An 18,575-nucleotide genomic window follows, 5' to 3' on the forward strand; every position below is an offset into this window, starting at 1 on the left:
TCGGTGGCACGATTCCGCGTTCGAACGGCCGTGATACCTGTTACTGTTTCACACAGTCACAAGAATTAATATTCATTATATCGATTACGGTGACAGAGATGAGGCCACCGGAGCCCTCGGATGCGATTCCAGACTTCCTGTTCGAGAAGTTCAACGACCTCTCCCCCGAGACCCTGCGTGGAGTCGCCGACTACGCCCGGCGGGACACGTACGTAGCGCCCGACGAGATGCCGGATTCCCTGATCGAATCGTTCGCACTGCAAGACGAGGAGACGCTCGAGGCGATCGCGACGTACGTCGACGAACTCGCCGCATTCCTCGAGGAAGAGGGCGCTGACTCGCTCAGGGAACTCATCGGCGACTCGAGCGACGAGGACGAGACGTGGGGCCAGCAGCAGCTCCGGGAGTGGCACGAGCAGTAGCGTAAGCGGGACCGACGGGAACGACGAAACAATTCAGGCGGCCTCGATCCGCTCGAGCCACCGATCGAGGTCCGCCGGGGCGATTCGATCACAGTGAGCGACGCGGGCGTGGGCTCGCGCGAGTCGCGCCGCCTCGTGGTCGGCGTCACAGCGCAGCTCGAAACAGCACCGCTCCCTCGGACACCGAAATTGATATGGCACAAGTTGACAGAGGAAGCGCGCAGTCCTCAACATTACACTTGCAAAGCCCGGCGTAGTATGGCGACTAACACCGACTCGAGAGCGGGGATCGACTACTCGAACTTCTCCAGCAACCGATCGTAAAACAGCGGCTTCGAGTCCGCCGTACCGTCCGGCGCACCGCCGTTGGCCGCAATCTCCGTATCCCGGCTCTCCCCGGCCAGTTTCTCGACGATCAGCTCCGGGGTCGACCGCGCCAGGTGATCCTTAACCGGCGACCGGTTCACCTCGAGTTCGCCGTCTACGAGCCCGACGGCTTCGATCCCGTCGACGGTCACCGCGAACTCGGCCATCTCGCGGATCTCGTCCGCCAGATGCGAGACGAACACCGCCGTCGCGCCGTTCTCGGAGAGCGCCTCGAGGATGCCGGCGATGATCTTCGCCGACGCGCCGGGTTCGGTGATGCTCTCGAGTTCGTCGACCAGCACCAGCGATCCCTCGCCGCCCTCGGCGAGATCGGCGAACTCCCGGACGGTGGATTCGAAGGCCCCGGCGTCGAGCGTTCCCTGGGTCTTCGCGTGGTAGTGCAGGTCGTCGAACCGCCGCAAGCGCACGCGCTCGGCGGGAACGGGGAGCCCCATATGGGCCAGCACGACGACGCTCGCGACCAGGTCCAGCATGGAGGTCTTCCCGCCGCTGTTGACCCCCGAGAGCAGGGCGACGCCCGAAACCTCGTAGTTGACGGGATCGATTCGCTCGAGCGGTTCGTCGAGCAGGGGCGAGCGGCCGCCCTCGATCGCGAATCCGACGGCGTCGTCGCTCGCACCCTCGAGATCGGACGGCTCAGCGAATTCGGGCATCACACACTCGTACTCCTCGGCGAACCGCGCGATCGCGAGTTCGACGTCTAACTCGAGCGCGTCTCGGACGAGCCGGCGGGCACCGTCGCGCTGATCGGCCAGATCGGCCGCCAGTTCGCGTTTGAGTTTGCCCGCGCGGCGCTCCTTGGCCGCCGTCAACTCCTCGCGCAGCCGACTGATGACGTCCTCGTCGCGCTCGACCGGAAACGTCGGTTCGTCGCTGAAGGCGCGGCGCGCGATTTCGCTCTCCCCCTGATCGAGGTCCAGCGCGTCGACGAGGTGGTCGCGGGCCGCCTCGACCGCCGCGGCGTACTCGTCCGCGAGTTCCCGCGAGAGCAGGGAGTCGACGCCGGCCCCGCGCTCGACCAGCGAGAGCAGGTCCGAGCCCTCGATCGTCACGTCCTGTTCGCGGATCGCCTCCCGAAGGTGGTCGTTGGCGACGCTTTCGGCCGCGCTCGCCGCCGCGTCGAGATCGTCGACCGCCGTCGTCAGCCGATCGAGTTCGTCGTCGCCCGCGACCGTGCCATCCTCGTCGAGCCGCGAGAGGCCGTCCTCGAGGGCCGCGAGCTCACAGGGCGGCTCGAGATCGGCGGCGCGGTGGACCTCGACGGCCGCCTGCAGCCGATCTCGGTTGCGCGCGAAGAACGCCAGCGGCCGCTCGGGGACGACCTCGGCCGGGTTCTCGAGGGCGTCGGGCCGGACCTGCACGTCACCCTCGAGCGTGACGCCGGCGAAGGAGTCGTCGAGGGCGATTACCGTCGCGTACCCTCGGGCGAGTTCGGCCAGCCCCTGTGCGTCCTCGACGATCTCGACGGAGAGTTCCGGGATCGCCTCGCGCGCCTCACTGTAGCGCTCGGCATCGGTCGTCGCCAGACAGCGTTCGCGGACCCGTACGTCACCCGGCTCCCGGAGGGGTTGTACCCCCTCGAGCGCGTCGAGCACCGCGGGATCGGGGTCGCGCTCGAGGGCCTCGTGGGCGAATTCCTGCACCTCCTCGATGCGCGAGCGCCGCGGGCTCGGATAGATCGTCTCGAGTCGCCGGGCGGCGTAGTCGGTGACCGTGCGCTCCTCGAGCAGTCCGAGGAGTTCGCGGTAGACCTCGCGGGCACGGTCGGTCGCGAGGAACCCGCCGGGATCGTCGTGCTCGAGCCGGATCGCACCGCGCGCGATGCGGGCGGCCCGCCCCTGGGAGATCCCCGGTGCGGTCGCGATCGCTTCCACGTCGCCCGTCCGGAGCGCGCGCTCGGGATCGTCGAGCGCGGACAGCGCTCGGGCAGTCTTCTCGCCGACGCCCGGAATCGACTCGAGGTCCATGTTCTCGAGCGGTGTAACAAACCGGAGCGAGGAAAAAGTTCCTGCCCGGGTTTTTCCGCATCGACGTGGTAGCTCGGCGCATGCCGACCGGGGCGATCGACTACCACGAGCGGACGAAGCACTCGCCCAGAAGCGTTCGGGAGGGCGGTCGCGGCCTGAACTTCGACAATAAGCCGACCCCGTACAAGGAGTACACCGGCTTGCCTTCGAAGGCGCTCGCTGACCGAATTCGCCCGCCGCAGCAACCCGCGCTCGCGGCGATCGCGGAGCCGACGCCCGACGGCGATCCGGCTCGAGCGCGCCAGCCGGACCTCGAGACGGTCACGAGCCTGTGTTACTACGCCGCGGGCATCACGAAACGGATCGGCAGGCGCGATCGCACCCTCTTCTTTCGCGCCGCGGCGACGACCGGCGCGCTCTACCACGTCGACCTGTACGTCGTCTGCGGTGAGCTCGGGGGTGACGACGGCGACGACGAGACCGGTGAGCCGGGGCGCGAACTCGAGGCCGGCGTCTACCACTTCGATCCCCGGACGCTGTCGCTCGACGTGCTCCGCGAGGGGGACTACCGCGGCGTGCTCGCGAGCGCCAGCGAGCGCGCGGGCGTCGCCGACGCGCCGCTGTCGGTCGTCGCGACCTCGACGTGGTGGCGAAACGCCTGGAAGTATGGGGGCCGGACGTTTCGCCACGCGTTCTGGGACTCCGGGACGCACCTCGCGAACCTGCTGGCGGTCGCCCACGCGCTCGACTACCGCGCCGAGGTCGTCACCGGCTTCGCCGACCGACCCGTCGCCGACCTGCTCGGACTCGAGCCCGAACGCGAAGCGGCGCTCGAGATCGTGCCGATCGGTTCGAGTGACGCCGGACTCGAGTCCGACCCTGCCACCGATTCCGGTTCGACCGGCGTCGACCCGATCGATCCCGACACCGAACCGCTCTCGCCGAACGAGCGGGAGTTCCCGCTGATCCACGAGGCGTGGTCGGCCGGCGCTCTCGAGAGCGGCGCAGTCGACTCCTGGCGGTCCGGGCGGCCGGCGGGACCGATCGGCACCCGCGAACCCGGCGACGGCGAACGGATCGCGCTCGAGCCGGTCGATCACGAGACGGCCTCGAGCCGGCCGCTCCACGAGACGATCCGTCGCCGCGGCTCCTGTCGCGAGTACGAGCGCGAGCCGATCAGTTTTCGGAAGCTGTCGACCGTGCTCGACCGGGCCGTTCGCGGGGTGGCGATGGACAGCCGTTTCGAGGACGACCCGCCGCTCTCGTTCGTCGATCCGTATCTCATCGTCAACGGCGTCGACGGCCTCGCGTCGGGCAGCTACCGCTACCATCCGGCCCGAGGCGAACTCGAGCGGCTGCAGGCCGGCGAATTTCGTAGCGAGGCGGGCCACCTCGCGCTGGATCAGCGGTTGGCCGCCGACGCCGCGGTCTGCGTCTACTTCGTGACTGACCTCGAGGAGATCGTCGACGCGCTCGGGGATCGCGGCTACCGGGTGGCACAGCTCGAGGCGTCGCTGACGGCCGGCCGGCTCTACCTAGGGACCTACGCCCACCGCGACCTCGGCGGGACCGGGCTGACGTTCTACGACGACGTCGTCTCGGACTTCTTCGCACCCCATGCCGCGGGACAGACGCCGATGTTCCTGTACACGATGGGGCGGCCGGCCTGAAACCGCGTTTCGCCGAGCCGGACGGCGACGGTGGACAGGGACGGGAGATGAGGACGGGTAGCACGCGCTGACGAGGTTGTCGCACTTTTATACGGGCGCACGTCGCCCCATCGACCATGCAGCCGAAACGGCGGCTCGGTCGCTCGGGCTCGAGACGGTGGAACCGAACGCTGTCGAGCCGCGACGCCGACCGGCGACGCCAGGAACGAACACATGGAGTATGAACGAACCGACGTGGTCGTCGACCGACTCGAGTTGCTCCGGGCCTACGGCTACGGGCTCTGTATGGGTGCGGCCGACGCCCTGCCCGGCGTCTCCGGCGGGACCGTCGCGCTCCTGCTGGGCTTCTACGGCCGGCTGATCGCCGCCGTCACCGCGCTCACGCCCCAGCGAGCGATCGCCGTTCTCCGGGGGTATCACCCCGACCGACGGGATCGAGCGCGGGAGTCCCTGCTCGAGATGGACCTGCAGTTTCTGGTCCCCCTCGGCGTCGGCATGGTCACCTCGGTCGTGCTCATCGCCGACGTCGTCTCGTCGCTTGCGGAGTCCCATCCCGTGGCGATCTTCGGCTTCTTTACCGGGCTGATCGCCGCCTCGGCGATCGCGCTCGGCCGGAGCCTCGAGTTCGACTCGCCGGCACACGTCGTCGCTGCGCTGGTGGGCACGACGCTCGCGTTGCTGGTCGCCGCCGACGTCGTCCAGTTACCCGGCGGCGGTCCGGTCGTGATCTTCGTCGCCGGCGCGATTGCGATCAGTGCGATGATCCTGCCGGGGATCTCCGGCTCGCTCATCCTGATCCTGCTCGGCCAGTACGTCTTCCTCTCCGGCGAGCTGAGCGAGTTCGTCCGCGCCGGCGCGGACCTGCTCGGCGGCGGCTCGCTCGCGGCGGTCATCGATCCGGGAACGACCGTGGCGCTGTTCGTCGCCGGCGGCGTCGTCGGCCTCGTCACCATCGCTCGCGTCGTGCGCGCCGCGCTGGCTCGCAACCGCGGACTGACCCTCGTCTTCCTGGTGAGCCTGATCGCCGGCTCGGTTCCCGCACCCCTGCACAACATCGGCGAAACGCACGCGTGGACGACGGAAACGATGGCGCTGACGGCCGCGTGGGCCGCAGTCGGTGCGGTCGCACTGTTCGCCCTCGAGTATCTCGTCGGCGGGTTCGATCCGGAGTGAACGCAACGAACGCGACGGGGCGGGCGGCAATCCGACGTACACCTCGCCCTTGCATGCTCTGAGACGGCGTTATATCGGTGCCGCTACGAGGGACGCGTATGCCAGTCACGGCCCTCTTCGGGACGAAACCGACGCGGGCGGTGTCGGTCCGCTCGGTGGTTTCGGCAGCGGCGCGGGAGTTCAATGACGGGAACTGGGCGCGCGGGCTCTTACTACTCAGTGTCCTCGTCCTCGTCTGGACGGGAGCGGTCGTCGACCTGACTGCACGTCGTCTCGTCGGTGCGTGCCGCAGCGGTCGGCCGCCGATCGCTTAGTCGCCGAAGTCGGCGTCTTCGAAGTGCTCGTTCGCGAGGTCGTCGATCAGCTCCTCGATATCGTTCTGTTTGTCGTCGTCGAGGTCTTCGACCGCGCCGACGCCGTGGCCGCCGCTTTTCGCCGTCTGCAGGGCGTTCTTGTTGAGGTTGCCGTCCGGATCGACCACCGGGAGTTTGAGGTCCGTGAAGTTCTCCGGCGGGAATCCCGACGACGAGAGGACGAAGTGGTCCGCGACCTCGTCCAGGTCGTCAGTGTCGAAGTCCTCGAGTTGCGGTTCGTCCCATTCCTCGGTCGTCGTGCCCGAAAAGTCGGGCTCGTGCATCGCGTAGTCGGTCACGAACGCGAGTACGTTACGGCGGAAAATCGGCGTATTCCTTGCGTTTTCAGCGAGGGTGACGGGCACGCACCGCGTTGGTCGACAGCCGCTGAGACCGTCTCCGCGGCGTCGCCGGCGGCGCTACCAGCGATGGTGGACGTGTTCGAACACGTACTCCTCGTAGACGTCGCGGACGGCACCGTGAACCCGGTGGGATAACGGCGACAGCTCCGAGACGGCGGCGTTGCTCCGGACGTGCTCCGGCGAGGTCGTCCCCGGAATGACCGTCGAGACCGCCTCGTGGTCGAGGATCCACCGGAGCGTCAGCTCGGCCAGCGACAGGTCCTCGGGAACGTGGGGATCGAGCGCCTCCACCGCGTCGTGGCCCGTCTCGTAGGGGACGCCGGCGAACGTCTCGCCGACGTCGAAGGCCTCGCCCTCGCGGTTGAAGTTTCGGTGGTCGTCCTCGGCGAACGTCTGGTCGCGCTCGAGCGCGCCGGTCAACAGCCCCGACGCGTACGGAACCCGGACGATCACGCCGACGTCTTCCCGGCGGGCCCGCTCGAAGAACAGCTCCGCCGGCCGCTGGCGGAACGGGTTGAAGATGAGCTGGACGGTCTCGACGATGTCGTACTCGATCGCCTTGAGCGCCTCCTCGACTTTCTCGACGCTCACGCCGGCGCGAGCGATTTTGTCTTCGTTTTTCAGTCGTTCGAGCGCCTCGAACGTCGACGGCTGGTAGTACACCTCGGTCGGCGGACAGTGCAATTGGAGGAGGTCGAGCGTTTCCTCGCCGAGGTTCTCGCGGCTTCGATCGACGAACGAGGAGAGGTGATCGTAGTCGTAGCGGTCGGCCTCGTGCGGATCGAGCCGCCGGCCGGCTTTCGTCGCGACGAACACGTTGTCGTGGGCGTCGCGCTCGTCGAGGACGTGGCCGATGTGGCGTTCGCTGCGGCCGTCGCCGTACACGTCGGCGGTATCGACGAAGTCGATATCCGCGTCGATGGCGGCGCGAACGACGTCGCGGCCGGTCTCGTCCGAGACGTCGCCCCAGGAGCCGCCGATGTTCCACGTTCCGAGGCCGACCTCGGAGACGTTCCGTCCGGTCGAACCGAGTCGTCGATAGTTCATGTGCATCCGTGTTCGCGAACCGGTGTATGCGTTGGCCTGTCGGCAACCCGTCGAACCGCCACACCGCCGCACTCGAGACCGCGACGACCAACAGATGGCTGAAATCGATGGATAGAGGGGGCGTAACGGACTCTCGGACCGACGGCCGCGAACTGTCGTCGCCTGCAGGCTGTGGTACTTTCCCGCCCATCGGGGTAGGAGCGCCCGATGAACCGTATTGACACCGAGACGGACGAGGTCCGATCGCTGGAACTCGGGTCGGTCAGTCAGCTCTTCGGGGACGCGACCTTCCCGATGACGACCGACGAGGTACTCGCGGAGTTCGCCGACGTGGAGATCACGTACCCCCGCCGATCGGATTCGCTCCGGACGATCCTCGAGACGTCGGGTCACGAGACCTACGAGACGCAGGACGAACTCGAACTGGCGATTCTCAACGGGGTCAGGCGGGACGCCGTGGGTCGGCCGCGGTACAGTGACCGCGGGGACAGTCCCCACGTCATCGACGAAGACATGCGAGGCCAGCAGTCGTTCTAACCGATCGATTCGCGCGAAGAGACGGACGAGACAGCCATGAGTACGACAACGACCACACCCCACGACGCGTTGACGACCGAGCTGGAGCGACTCTACTACATCGAACGAGAACTCTGTGGCGAACTCGAGACGCTGGCGGCCGATGTCGCGATCGATACCCTGGACGACGGCCGCGTCACGGAATGTCGGGAGCGACTCTGGGAGACGATCGACGGCCACTGCGACGAGACCCAGCGACACTGCGAGCGCATCGAACGGGCCTTCGACGCGCTCGGGGAGGAGCCCCGGACCAGACCCGTTCCGGCGTTCGACGGCCTGATCGCCGACAAGGAGGCGTTCAACAACGTCGTTCTGAACGACGAACTCCGGCCGCTGTACTACATCGAGACGACCCTGAAACTCGAGGCGCTCGAGTGTACGATCTACGAGACGACGATGGCGCTCGCGAACTCGCTCGAGGACGAGGCGGGCGAACGCGTCGTCGACGCGCTCCGGCCGAACTACGACGACGAGCGGGCGATGCGAACGGAACTCGAGTCGCTGTCGGACAGCGACGCCGTCGAACTGTTGCTCGCGTCGAGTCCGGTCGGCGAGGCCAGCCGCGGCTCACTCGATCGGAGATGAGGATACGCACATCATGAACATCGAAACGCTCGAAGACAGCTTCGGTTTCCAGTTACAGCACGCCTACTACGTCGAACGTACCCACGTTGAACTGCTCGCCGAGATGGCGGCCGACGCCGCGAGCGACGAACTCGCCGAGGCGTTCGCGACCCACCGCGACGAGACCGAACGACAGGTCGAACGGCTCGAGGACGTCTTCGCAGCGCTCGGTCGTCGACCGCGCGCGAGTCGATCGCGAGCAGCCGACGGCCTCGCCGAGTCGCGACGGAGCCGCACGGCCGACGGCGAGTCGCCACCGGAGTACGTCGACCTCGAGATCGGGCTCACGGCGGAGCGCCTGGAGATCCGCTCCTACGAGGGGCTGCTCACGCTCGCAGGTCGTCTCGCCTACGCGGACGACATCGTCGAGCCGCTCGAGGAAAATCTCGAGGAGGAACGAACGACGCTCCAGCGACTCGAAGGCCTCGAGACGGAGACGTCGATTACCGGCTCGCTGGAAACGGGCCGGCCGTAGTCCGCGGTTTCCGCGATGGCTGAGTCCCGGTCACTCCCCGCGACTGATTGCGGGCGATGACGACCACATCGGTGGAACGACGGAGAAGAACACGTCGAACCCCGCCAGCCCGAGAGCAGCAGCCCCGGTGAAATAGCGGTGGCGGCTGCAGGGCGCGGTCACTTCCGCGAATCCGTCCAACTGGACTGATACGACCATCGAATTCGAAGTCTGGTCCTCGAGCCGGCCGACCGAACCGATCGAGCCCGTCTGACAAAGTTGCGGCCGTATGAAACCGACGCCGTCCGCCTGACCGACCGATGGGAACGCAGTCACCTCGAGCATGAAAACGAGCATCGAAGTCGAGTACTGGGTCGTCGACAGCGACGGCAGCCTCACCGAACCGGGGCCGCTCGCCGACGTGTCGGCGCAAACCGAGCGGGAGTTCGTCGAACCGCTGTTCGAACTGAAGACGCCGCCCTGCGAGACGGTCTCGGGGCTCCGAACGGAACTCGTCACGGAGCTCGAGGATGTCCTCTCGAGAGCGGCGGAGCTGGACAAGCATCTCGTTCCGCTGGGGACGCCGATCAACGGCGACGCGATCGACCGCCGCCCCGATGAGCGGGGCCGTATCCAGAAGGAAGTGATCGGCGAGAACTTCGACTACGCGAAGTACTGCGCCGGGACCCACATCCATGTCGAGAAGCGAAACGTAACCGACCAGCTCAACGCGCTCATCGCCCTCGATCCGGCGCTCGCGCTGGTCAACTCGTCGCCGTACCATCGAGGGGAACGGATCGCCAACGGGGCCCGCGCCCACTGCTACCGGAAGAAGAGCTACGAGGCGTTCCCGAAACACGGCCAGCTCTGGCGCTACGTCGAGAACGTCGGCGAGTGGCACCGACGGCTCGAGCACTGTTACGAGGAGTTCGAAGCGGCAGCCGTCGCGGCGGGCGTCGACGCGGCGGCCGTCGAGGAGCACTTCTCGCCCGACGACGTGGTCTGGACGCCCGTGCGACTGCGCGATTCGATGCCGACCGTCGAGTGGCGCTCGCCCGACACCGCCCTGCCGAGCCAGCTGCTCCGACTGGTCGACGAACTCGAGACGGTGATGGAACGGCTCCACCACACCACCGTCCGGATCGACGGTGCGGGCGGGAGAGACGGTGGCCGCCGGGAGAGCGCCGACGGCGGAATCGCGAGCGACAGCGGCGTCCCGCGGGCTCGACCCGGCCACGTCACGGACGACGGGATCTCCCTCCCCGCGTTCGAAACCGTCCGTGATCTCGCCGAGTCGGCGATCGATCAGGGCCTCGAGTCGGCGGCCGTCGCGAGCTACCTCGAGCGGATGGGGTTCACCGTCGGTGACTACCACCCGATCTCGACGCAGATCGACGGCCGCCAGTACGTGACGAAAGCCGACGCCCGCGAGCTGCGGCTCGAGTACGCGAGTCGACTCGAGGAAGACGTCGAGGAACTGGTGGCGGCCGTCGAGTCCTGACCCACTGCGCCTCGCGTTCGTCGGCGGCCGTCAGTCGTCGTCCAACGATTCGACGGCCTCGAGCGGCTTGCCGGAGTCGACCGAGCCGGAGCCGACACCGTCCGTCAGATCGCCCTCGCGCCACGTTCCCCGGCGGAACCAGGCGATAGCGATGAACGCGCCGGCGATCGTCGAGATCGCGAACGCGAGCCAGACGCCCGTCGAGCCGAACCGCTCGGCCCCGACCCAGGCGAGCGGGAACCGGATGAGACCGAGGGTGATGACGGAGATGACCGCCGCGATGAGCGTGTGACCGGAGCCGCGGAAGCCGCCGCTGTACGCCCGAAGGACGCCCATGAACCCGAACGTCAGCGCCGTGTACTGGAGGAAGACGGCCCCCTCCGCGACGACGGCCGGATCGGTCGTGAAGACCGCGATAATCGGCTCCGCCGCGAGGAAGACGAGACTGCCGAGGAGGGTGAGCCCGACGAACATCACCTTCGCGCCGAAGTGGTTCGTGCGGGCCGCGCGATCAGTCTTTCCGGCACCCATGTTCTGCCCGGTCATCGTCTCGATGCCCTGCGAGAACGCGATCGCCGGGAGGAAGATAACGGAGAACACGCGCGTTCCGATGCCGTACGCCGCCACGACCGTCTCCGGGAAGGCCGCGATGATCACGAGCAGGAGGTTGATCGAGAGCGCGCGCGTCGTCCCCTCGACCGAGGCCGGCATCCCGATATCGAAGAGTCGGCGCAGGTAGCCGAGATCGGGGCGCATCTGCTCGAGGTGGATCTGAACGCCGTGCGTGCCGCGGAACAGGATCGCGAGGCCGACCGCGAACGCCAGCACCCTCGAGGCGACGGTCGCGATCGCCGCACCCTCGATGCCGGAGCCGGCGTAGGTGGTCAGCTCGAACAGCTGCGCTTCGACGCCGCCCAGTCCCAGATAGCCGAACAGGGGGTTATTCTGAAACCCGAAGATGAGGAACGGATCGAGGACGATGTTGAGAACCACCGAGCCGAACATGACGAGCATCGGCGTGACGGTGTCGCCGTACCCCCGCATGAGCGCGATGAAGACGAAGAAGCCGAAGACGGCGCTCAGCCCGAGGGCGAACACCCGCATGTACGACGCGGCGAGCGGGGCGATACTGTCGGACGCCCCGAGTAACGCAAGCACCTCGTCGATGAAGAGGTAGCCGACCGCGCCCAGAACGAGCGAGATTATCACGGCGAACGTCACCGTCTGTGCGGCGGCGTACTCGGCGTCGCGCTCCCTGCCGGCACCCGTGTACTGCGCGACGAGGACGCTCCCGGCGACCGACACGCCGAGCGCGAGCGCGATGAGGAAGAATACCATCGGGAACGCGAAACTGATCGCGGCGAGCGAGGTCGTGCTGTACTGGCCCAGCCAGAACGTGTCCGCGAGGTTGTAGGCGACCTGGAGCAGATTCGTGATAATGAGCGGAACCGAGAGATACAACAACGGCTTCGCGATGCCGCCGGACGTGAGATCGAGTTCCTCGGGGGATTTGAAGATGGCGTCGACGTGTTGGCGGAGGCTCACGGCGAGCGTTCCTCCGCGGCGTTCGCATCGTTCGTCCCGTTCGCGGCGTCCGCGTCGGTCGTAGCGACGAGATGGCGGTCGACGTAGTCGAGGAGCTGTGCGCGCGTCTGCTCCGGCGGGTGACCGACGGCGACGTGGCGCGTCTGTGCCCCGTTCAGCACCGTCACGAGGAAATCGGCGATCGACTCGGCATCGAAATCGTCCCGGAAGACGCCCCGTTCCTGACCGTCCAGCAGGGTCGACTCGAGGCGCTCGTGGAGGAGGTGATCGAACGCCTCGAGTTGCACCCTGAACTCGTCGTCGTAGGGTCCCTGGGCCTTGATTTCGAGGAGGGCCGTCCGGAACTCCTGCTCCGTCTCCCCGTCCCGCGGGGAGAGGACGGTCTCGATCAGGGCTCGCAGGCGCTCGTCCGGACCGTCGGCCTCGAGGGCGTCGATGCGGGCGGCGAACGAGTCGTACAGGTACTCCAGGAACGCGGACAGCAGCTCCTGTTTGCTGTCGTAGTGGTAATGGAGAGTTCCCTTGCTCTTCGACGATTCGGCGGCGATGTCTTGCATGCGGAGCGACGCGTAGCCGTGTTTGCAGAGGGCCACGTAGGTCGCTTCCATGAGTTCGTTCTGTGTCGTAGTCATTCAGGCTCCGTGACTGGCTGGCCAGTCAGGTCGATACCTGACTTACCGGCCAGTCAAAGATAAGTCGTTCGCACGGCGATGACTCGTCTGACCGACGAGAGCCCGCGACGGGTGATCGAGAACGAGCGCGAAAATCAGCGAAACGGGGAGCGATCAGTTGCCGTTATCGTACTCGTACTCCCGTTCCGGATCCTCGACGCCCTCGGTCCGTGAACCGACCCACGCGCCCAGCGAGAGGCCATAAACGAGATGGCCCGCGTGGAAGAGCGCGAGTTCGTCGGCCTCGAGGCGGATATCGAGGAGTTCCTTCAGCATGACCTGCGCGCCGAAGGCCGACAGGACCATGCCGTAGATCGAGCCCCAGACGAGTCCGCGCTGTTCGGGTTCGATGGATCGACCGGCGTCGTACAGGGAGAACAGCACGCCGAATACCACGCCCGAGCTGACCCCGTAGAGCAGGTGAAGGGCGAGGCCGGCGACCGGGTGATCGTCCGGGTCGCCGTCGGCGACGTACTGCGACCAGAAGTTCGCCGACGGCGGCAGCGAGCGCAGGATCGGCAGGCGGAAGGCCGTCATGATGAGCGTCGCAACGAACCCCGCCTGAATCCCGCGGACAGCCGCGCCGGTAGCGTGTTCCAGCCGCGAGTGCTCGTCGGTGGCTTCGGTGTCGCCCTCGGTGTCGATGATCGGTCGAAGGAGATCGGATACAGACATCGTGGTCTCGGTATCCGTGGTAGCACGGATATCCCCTTAACCCTCCGGCGCGCTGTTTACTGGTCCCCGCGTCCCGGCCGTGAACGGGTCGGCTCGGCGGCAGCGATGATTCGGTGGGCGCGGCGATCACCGCTCACCGCCGACTGCTGGAATATTTATACGCGTTCCCGAAACACACGGACATGGATTTCGGCGTCCTCAGTACGGCGGGCATCGCACAGAAGGCGTTCCTCCCGGGAATCGAAGCCAGCGACCACGCCGTGACGGCAATTGCGTCTCGCGACGAAGCCGACGCGCGCGCCGTCGCGGCCGAGTACGGGATCGGAGAGACCTACGGCGACTACGGCGAACTCATCGCGAACGCCGATGTCGACGCCCTCTATATCCCGCTGCCGAACGCCCTGCACGCGGAGTGGACGAAACGCGCGGCCGACGCCGGGCTCGACGTCCTCTGTGAGAAGCCGCTGGCGGTCGACACGGCGGAAGCGCGCGACGTCGTCGACCACTGTGCAGATCGGGGTGTGGCCCTGATGGAAGCGTTCATGTACCGGTACCACCCCCGAACCGAGCGCGCGTTCGCCCTGGCGCGCGACGAGCTCGAGGACGTGCGCTCGGTGACGGCGACGTTCAAGTACCGGCTCGACCGGACGGAAGACATTCGCCTCTCGCCCGAGCTGGCGGGCGGGAGCCTGATGGATGTCGGCTGCTACGCCGTCTCCGTGGTCCGTCAGGCCCTCGGCGAGCCGGAGCGGGCGTACGCGACCGCAGCCGACACCCGTGATGCCGGCGTCGATACGGAGCTGACCGGAATCCTCGAGTACGCGGACGGGGTGACCGGCCGAGTCTCGTCGGGCTTCGACACCGAAGGCGTCCAGCGCTACCGCATCGAGGCGACCAACGGCTGGGTCGAGGTCCAGGACGCGTTCGATATCCCCGAGGGGGAACTGTCCCTCGAGTACCGGATCGACGGCCGTCACGGCGTCGAGACGCTCGATCCGGTCGACCAGTTCCGGCTCGAGATCGATCACTTCGCCGACTGCGTCGCCGCCGACCGGACCCCGCGAACGGACGGCGACGAGGCGATCGCCAATATGCGGGTGCTCGATGCGCTGTCGGAAAGCGCCGAGCGCGACCGTCCCGTCGATCTTTGACGAACCCTACGTGAGCCGCGGACAACGTCCTTTTGCCCGTCCGGTTCGAACGACGCCCATGACATCGGTCGAGGCGAAACTCGAGGCCGCGCGCGACGACCTCGCCGGCCGGGACGGGGTCCTCGTGGCCTTCTCCGGCGGGGTCGACTCGAGCGTGGTGGCCGCGCTCGCCCACGACGCGCTCGGCGCGGACGCCGTCGCCTGCACTGCAAAGAGCGAGACGCTTCCCGCGGCCGAACTCGAGGACGCCGAGCGGGTCGCACGCGAGATCGGCATCCACCACGAGATCGTCTCCTTCTCGGAGCTCGAGAGCGACGCGTTCGTCGAAAACGACGACGATCGCTGCTATCACTGCCGGACGATGCGACTCGGCGAGATGCTCGAGACCGCCCGCGAGCTCGAGGTCGGGACGGTCTGTGACGGCACGAACGCGGACGATCCAGGCGCGGGCCATCGGCCCGGACTGCAGGCGGTAGACGAACTCGACGTTCACTCGCCGCTGCTGGCCAACGACATCGCGAAAGACGAGGTCCGCGAGATCGCCGCCCGCTACGACCTGTCGGTCGCCGACAAGCCCTCGATGGCCTGTCTCTCCTCGCGGATCCCGACCGGGCTCGATGTCACCGACGACCGACTCGCGCGGATCGAGCGGGCCGAGGCGCTGCTCCGCCAGTGGGGCTTCGACCAGTTCCGCGTCCGCGACCACGACGGCCTCGCCCGCATCGAGGTTGCACCCGACGAACTCGAGCGCGCCCTGGAGCGCGAGTTCGTCGAGACGGTCCGGACCGAACTCTCGAAACTGGGGTTCGATCACGTCACGCTCGACCTCCACGGCTACCGGACCGGGAGCGTCAGTCCCGAGGCCGCCGGCGACGACGATTAACAACGAAATTTTGTTCTGCGCGAGCGGCGGCGCTATGCGCCTTGCTCGCTCGACAAAATTTCGATCAAAAGCACTCCTCCTTCCCCGCCGCTCGCTTCGCTCGCTCTGGGTCAGTCGTCGGCCCGCTCGCTCACTGACTCGCGGCCGTTGGCCGCTCGTCTTTTCGCGGCGCTTTGCGCCGCGCGTTCGGTCGCTTGCGGTGGTTATTGGTTAACCGCCTGCCCTCCCCCGGGTTACGCGGCTCTCGCATCTGCTCGAGCCGCGCTCCCGGCCAGACAAATAGGTTCGTTCTGTGTCGAATCCTCGAGTCATAACTGACCGCTCCCGGCCAAGAATCAACAGTCGATCGCGGAACGGAGGCGAGGAACCGGCCGCCGCTACGAGAACAGATTCATCGATTGTAACGATACAGCGTTCGTCAGTAGACAAACTTCCAAAATATAATCGTCTATGCACCAGAGAACCCGTCATAGATGAAGGTTCTGGACTAGCGTCCGATAATATTGCTCGTTACGATACGAACGTAGCACTTGGGTTAGTATCAGTAATCGATGGAAGCCGACGTGCCGCTCGAGTGGAACACGGAAGAGTGTCGGACCTATACCCCGGCCGACACGGACCGGGAAATGCAGTATCGGACGTACCGCCACGAATCAGGTGATTTACGGCTCAAGGTCGCACCCGCCTCGCTCGACGGTGAAGATCACCCCGGCTACTCGCTGACGGCGACGAGCTATCCGGGGCTCGATCTCTCCGAAACGATGCGGGTCAGAACCGTCCTCACGTTCGAACGGTGTAACCGAATCGCTCGAGAGTTCATGGATCTCTTCTCGGCCAGCTACGACGGCCCCGGCTCGCTCGAGGACGCGCTGGACTACGCCTACGAGCGAACGCGTGAGCATCGCTAACGGATCAATCGGCGGCAACGACAAATTATCCGGTCGGGTCTCGGGTGCCACGCCCAAGAGCAGCGTTACTCGATTTCTAACTGTCCGCCGCTCCCGTCCTCCCCGTCGGTCTCGTCCCACTCGAGTTCGAACTCGACGCTCAGTTCGCCGGGCGCGTCGGTCGGCCCCTCGCGTTCGGCTTTGACCTCGAATGTGGGACGAGCGGGCGGATCGAGCGTCACGGATTCGGATCCCGCTTTGAGCGTGATCGCCTCGCCGTCCTCGAGGTTGTCCGCGACGCGACGGAGTAACATCGCGATATCCGCTCGACTCTGGTCGCTCTCGGATTTGAAGAGTACTTCTTCGGGCATGCTCGACTATACGGTCCGGGAGTTGATAAATACGTGCTCGAGAAATCGATTTGATACCGCCGAACCGGTGCCGTCTCCGTCTCAGTCGTCTGAAGGGGCCGCGGACTCCTCGCCGACCGCGGCCGCCGCGGACTCGCTCTCCGCGAAGGGGTACCACGACTGCTTGGCGTCGGCCATGTACGGTGCCTCGAAATTCGTCTCCTCGGGCTCGCAGAACTCTACGAGCTGTTCGGTGCCAGTGGCCTCGACCCACTGACGGAACGTCTGTCCCTCCGAACGGTGGGCCGCGTAGGCCTGAAGCAGGTTTCGAATCGCGCCGGGTGCCTCGTCGGCCGGCACGCGCTGTTGCACCCACTCGATGAACGAGGGCTCCTCGCCGACGCCGCCGCCGACGCCGATGTCGAAGGCCTCGACCATTTCGCCGTTTTTGCGGGCGCGCATCCCTTGCAGACCGATGTCGGCGGTCATCGCCTGCCCGCAGTCGGCCGTGCAGCCGGAGTAGTGCATCTTGATCTTCCCGACGTCGTCGGGCAGGTCGACGTTCTTGTTGAACCAGCGCAGCATGCGAGCCATCCGCCCTTTCGTCTCGGTCAGCGCGATCGAGCAGAACTCCGTGCCCGTACAGGCCATCGCGCCGCGCTCGAAGGGGCTCGGCTCGGCGGGGTACTCCTCGAGCAGCGGTTCGGCGAGCAGGGCCTCGAGATCCTCGTCGGCGACGTCGACGATGACGGGGTTCTGGCGGCGGGTCAGGCGGACCTCGCCGGAGCCGTACTCGTCGGCGTAGTCGGCCAGTTCGATGGCGTCCTCGGCCGGCAGGCGGCCGACGGGAACGCTCAGGCCGACGTAGTTCTGCCCGTCCTTCTGGTCGCCGACACCGACGTGGTCGTGTTGGCCGTCCTCGACGGGGCGGCCGGCGTTGTAGGTGTACTCCTCGCGGTAGTCCTCGCCCGCGCGGAGCATCTCGAAGTCGACGTACTCCTCCTGGAGCGTCTCGCGGATCTTTTCCATGCCCCAGTCCTCGGCGAAGAACCGCGCGCGGTTCTTCGAGCGGTTCTGGCGGTTGCCGTAGTCGTGGTAGAGTTCGACGAACCCGCGGCCGACCTCGTAGGCGTTCTCCGGTCGGACGAAAACGTCCAGCGGCGTCGCGGCGCGGGGCTGGCGACCGCCGAGCCCGCCGCCGATGCGGACGTTGAATCCCTTGACAGTCTCGCCGTCTACCTCCTTCGTCGCCGGCTCGAACCCGATGTCGTTGATCGAGTCCTGCGCGCAGCCGACCGTACAGCCCGACGCGCTGATGTTGAACTTCCGGGGCATGTTCGACAGCGCGTCGTCTTTGCGAAGCTCCTCCTCGAAGCGCTCGAGCAGGGGCCCGGACTCGACGAACTCCTCGGCCTTCCCGTGGAGCGGACAGCCCGAAATGTTGCGCATCGTGTCGCCGCCCGCGGACCGGGAGTGGACGCCGGCGGACTCGAGTTTCTTCCAGATTTCGGGCACGTCCTCGAGCTCGAGCCAGTGGAGTTGGACGGACTGGCGGGTCGTGAGATCGATCCAGCCGTTGCCGAACTCGGGATTTTCGACGGGGCCCGTCGCGTAGTCGCGGGCGACCTCGCCGATCGTTCGCAGCTGATCCGGCTCTAAGATGCCGCTGGCGTTGGTCAGCCGCATCATGAAGTACGATTCCTGCCCGGAGCGCTGGTGGAACAGTCCCCAGAACTTGAACCGGGTGAACCACTTCTCGCGTTCGTCCTCCGGAATCGCCTCGTAGCCGCCGTTCTCGGCGAACTCGAGGATGTGTTCGCGAACCTCGTCGCCGTAACAGCCCTCCTTGAGCGCTTCTTTCTTATGCGCCATCGTGG

21 protein-coding genes are annotated in these 18,575 nt (G+C 66.7%); 11 read left to right on the top strand and 10 right to left on the bottom strand.

Translation table 11 applies throughout. The features are described 5' to 3' along the window. The first annotated feature begins 98 nt into the window (after window positions 1-98). A complete protein-coding gene (locus tag HYG81_RS28590; protein WP_180839505.1) occupies window positions 99-422 on the top strand; it encodes a hypothetical protein in 324 nt (107 codons plus the stop codon). Between the two features lie 33 nt (window positions 423-455). Here the strand turns inward: HYG81_RS28590 and HYG81_RS28595 are convergent, their stop codons facing one another. Together HYG81_RS28595 and HYG81_RS28600 are read right to left on the bottom strand one after the other, a co-directional pair. Then, complete coding sequence (locus tag HYG81_RS28595) at window positions 456-623, bottom strand: hypothetical protein (RefSeq protein ID WP_180839506.1); 168 nt, start codon at window positions 621-623, stop codon at window positions 456-458. 92 nt (window positions 624-715) lie between these two features. Next, a complete protein-coding gene (locus HYG81_RS28600; protein WP_180839507.1) occupies window positions 716-2,776 on the bottom strand; it encodes a MutS-related protein in 2,061 nt (686 codons plus the stop codon). 80 nt (window positions 2,777-2,856) lie between these two features. Between HYG81_RS28600 and HYG81_RS28605 the strand changes: the two genes are divergently transcribed. The 3 genes from HYG81_RS28605 (at window position 2,857) to HYG81_RS28615 (ending at window position 5,933) form a co-directional block, all read left to right on the top strand. Further along, complete coding sequence (locus HYG81_RS28605) at window positions 2,857-4,446, top strand: SagB/ThcOx family dehydrogenase (RefSeq protein ID WP_180839508.1); 1,590 nt, start codon at window positions 2,857-2,859, stop codon at window positions 4,444-4,446. 213 nt (window positions 4,447-4,659) lie between these two features. Continuing rightward, window positions 4,660-5,619, top strand: coding sequence for a DUF368 domain-containing protein (locus HYG81_RS28610; RefSeq protein WP_180839509.1), 960 nt, complete (start codon window positions 4,660-4,662; stop codon window positions 5,617-5,619). A gap of 98 nt (window positions 5,620-5,717) precedes the next feature. Next, window positions 5,718-5,933 (top strand): hypothetical protein, encoded by a 216-nt coding sequence (locus HYG81_RS28615; RefSeq protein ID WP_180839510.1) that lies wholly within the window; start codon window positions 5,718-5,720, stop codon window positions 5,931-5,933. Here the strand turns inward: HYG81_RS28615 and HYG81_RS28620 are convergent. Then, window positions 5,930-6,271 (bottom strand): hypothetical protein, encoded by a 342-nt coding sequence (locus HYG81_RS28620; protein WP_180839511.1) that lies wholly within the window; start codon window positions 6,269-6,271, stop codon window positions 5,930-5,932. The two genes, HYG81_RS28615 and HYG81_RS28620, sit on opposite strands and share 4 nt — an antisense overlap. 120 nt (window positions 6,272-6,391) lie before the next feature. Continuing rightward, entirely contained in the window at window positions 6,392-7,381 is a 990-nt protein-coding gene (locus HYG81_RS28625) for an aldo/keto reductase (protein WP_180839512.1), read from the bottom strand. Window positions 7,382-7,588: 207 nt separating this feature from the next. Between HYG81_RS28625 and HYG81_RS28630 the strand changes: the two genes are divergently transcribed. From HYG81_RS28630 to HYG81_RS28640, 3 genes are read left to right on the top strand one after another with little or no spacing between them, the layout of a single operon-like run. Continuing rightward, window positions 7,589-7,918 carry a DUF5789 family protein gene (locus HYG81_RS28630; RefSeq protein ID WP_180839513.1) on the top strand — a complete coding sequence of 110 codons (330 nt, stop codon included), beginning with the start codon at window positions 7,589-7,591 and terminating at the stop codon, window positions 7,916-7,918. A gap of 36 nt (window positions 7,919-7,954) precedes the next feature. Continuing rightward, window positions 7,955-8,542 carry a YciE/YciF ferroxidase family protein gene (locus HYG81_RS28635; RefSeq protein WP_180839514.1) on the top strand — a complete coding sequence of 196 codons (588 nt, stop codon included), beginning with the start codon at window positions 7,955-7,957 and terminating at the stop codon, window positions 8,540-8,542. A 13-nt stretch (window positions 8,543-8,555) separates the two neighbouring features. Further along, window positions 8,556-9,056 carry a YciE/YciF ferroxidase family protein gene (locus HYG81_RS28640; RefSeq protein ID WP_180839515.1) on the top strand — a complete coding sequence of 167 codons (501 nt, stop codon included), beginning with the start codon at window positions 8,556-8,558 and terminating at the stop codon, window positions 9,054-9,056. A gap of 30 nt (window positions 9,057-9,086) precedes the next feature. Here HYG81_RS28640 and HYG81_RS28645 read toward each other — a convergent pair whose 3' ends face one another. Then, window positions 9,087-9,254, bottom strand: a complete 168-nt coding sequence (locus HYG81_RS28645) for a hypothetical protein (protein WP_226777480.1) — start codon at window positions 9,252-9,254, stop codon at window positions 9,087-9,089. 124 nt (window positions 9,255-9,378) lie between these two features. Here HYG81_RS28645 and HYG81_RS28650 point away from each other — a divergent pair, with 124 nt between their 5' ends. Continuing rightward, on the top strand, window positions 9,379-10,536 hold the full coding sequence (locus tag HYG81_RS28650; protein WP_180839516.1) for a glutamate-cysteine ligase family protein: 1,158 nt from the start codon (window positions 9,379-9,381) through the stop codon (window positions 10,534-10,536). Between the two features lie 30 nt (window positions 10,537-10,566). Here HYG81_RS28650 and HYG81_RS28655 read toward each other — a convergent pair whose 3' ends face one another. The 3 genes from HYG81_RS28655 to HYG81_RS28665 all read right to left on the bottom strand — a co-directional run bounded on the left by HYG81_RS28655 (window position 10,567) and on the right by HYG81_RS28665 (window position 13,427). After that, window positions 10,567-12,081 (bottom strand): MATE family efflux transporter, encoded by a 1,515-nt coding sequence (locus HYG81_RS28655; protein WP_180839517.1) that lies wholly within the window; start codon window positions 12,079-12,081, stop codon window positions 10,567-10,569. After that, the gene (locus tag HYG81_RS28660; protein WP_226375929.1) at window positions 12,078-12,713 is read right to left on the bottom strand and encodes a TetR/AcrR family transcriptional regulator; all 636 of its coding nucleotides are present in this window, start codon (window positions 12,711-12,713) and stop codon (window positions 12,078-12,080) included. Before HYG81_RS28660 ends, HYG81_RS28655 begins: the two co-directional genes overlap by 4 nt. A gap of 153 nt (window positions 12,714-12,866) precedes the next feature. After that, a complete protein-coding gene (locus HYG81_RS28665) occupies window positions 12,867-13,427 on the bottom strand; it encodes a DUF6789 family protein (RefSeq protein WP_180839518.1) in 561 nt (186 codons plus the stop codon). Window positions 13,428-13,609: 182 nt separating this feature from the next. Here HYG81_RS28665 and HYG81_RS28670 point away from each other — a divergent pair, with 182 nt between their 5' ends. From HYG81_RS28670 to HYG81_RS28680, 3 genes are all read left to right on the top strand, one after another. Further along, a complete protein-coding gene (locus HYG81_RS28670; RefSeq protein WP_180839519.1) occupies window positions 13,610-14,578 on the top strand; it encodes a Gfo/Idh/MocA family protein in 969 nt (322 codons plus the stop codon). Window positions 14,579-14,636: 58 nt separating this feature from the next. Beyond that, window positions 14,637-15,461, top strand: a complete 825-nt coding sequence (larE, locus tag HYG81_RS28675; protein ID WP_180839520.1) for an ATP-dependent sacrificial sulfur transferase LarE — start codon at window positions 14,637-14,639, stop codon at window positions 15,459-15,461. A 551-nt stretch (window positions 15,462-16,012) separates the two neighbouring features. After that, window positions 16,013-16,369, top strand: coding sequence for a hypothetical protein (locus HYG81_RS28680; RefSeq protein ID WP_180839521.1), 357 nt, complete (start codon window positions 16,013-16,015; stop codon window positions 16,367-16,369). A 65-nt stretch (window positions 16,370-16,434) separates the two neighbouring features. Here the strand turns inward: HYG81_RS28680 and HYG81_RS28685 are convergent, their stop codons facing one another. After that, window positions 16,435-16,719, bottom strand: coding sequence for an amphi-Trp domain-containing protein (locus HYG81_RS28685; protein ID WP_180839522.1), 285 nt, complete (start codon window positions 16,717-16,719; stop codon window positions 16,435-16,437). An 81-nt stretch (window positions 16,720-16,800) separates the two neighbouring features. After that, a complete protein-coding gene (locus HYG81_RS28690) occupies window positions 16,801-18,570 on the bottom strand; it encodes a nitrite/sulfite reductase (RefSeq protein ID WP_180839523.1) in 1,770 nt (589 codons plus the stop codon). Window positions 18,571-18,575 lie beyond the last annotated feature (5 nt).

It is taken from the genome of Natrinema zhouii (genome assembly GCF_013456555.2).
GTDB classification, from domain to species: Archaea; Halobacteriota; Halobacteria; order Halobacteriales; family Natrialbaceae; genus Natrinema; species Natrinema zhouii.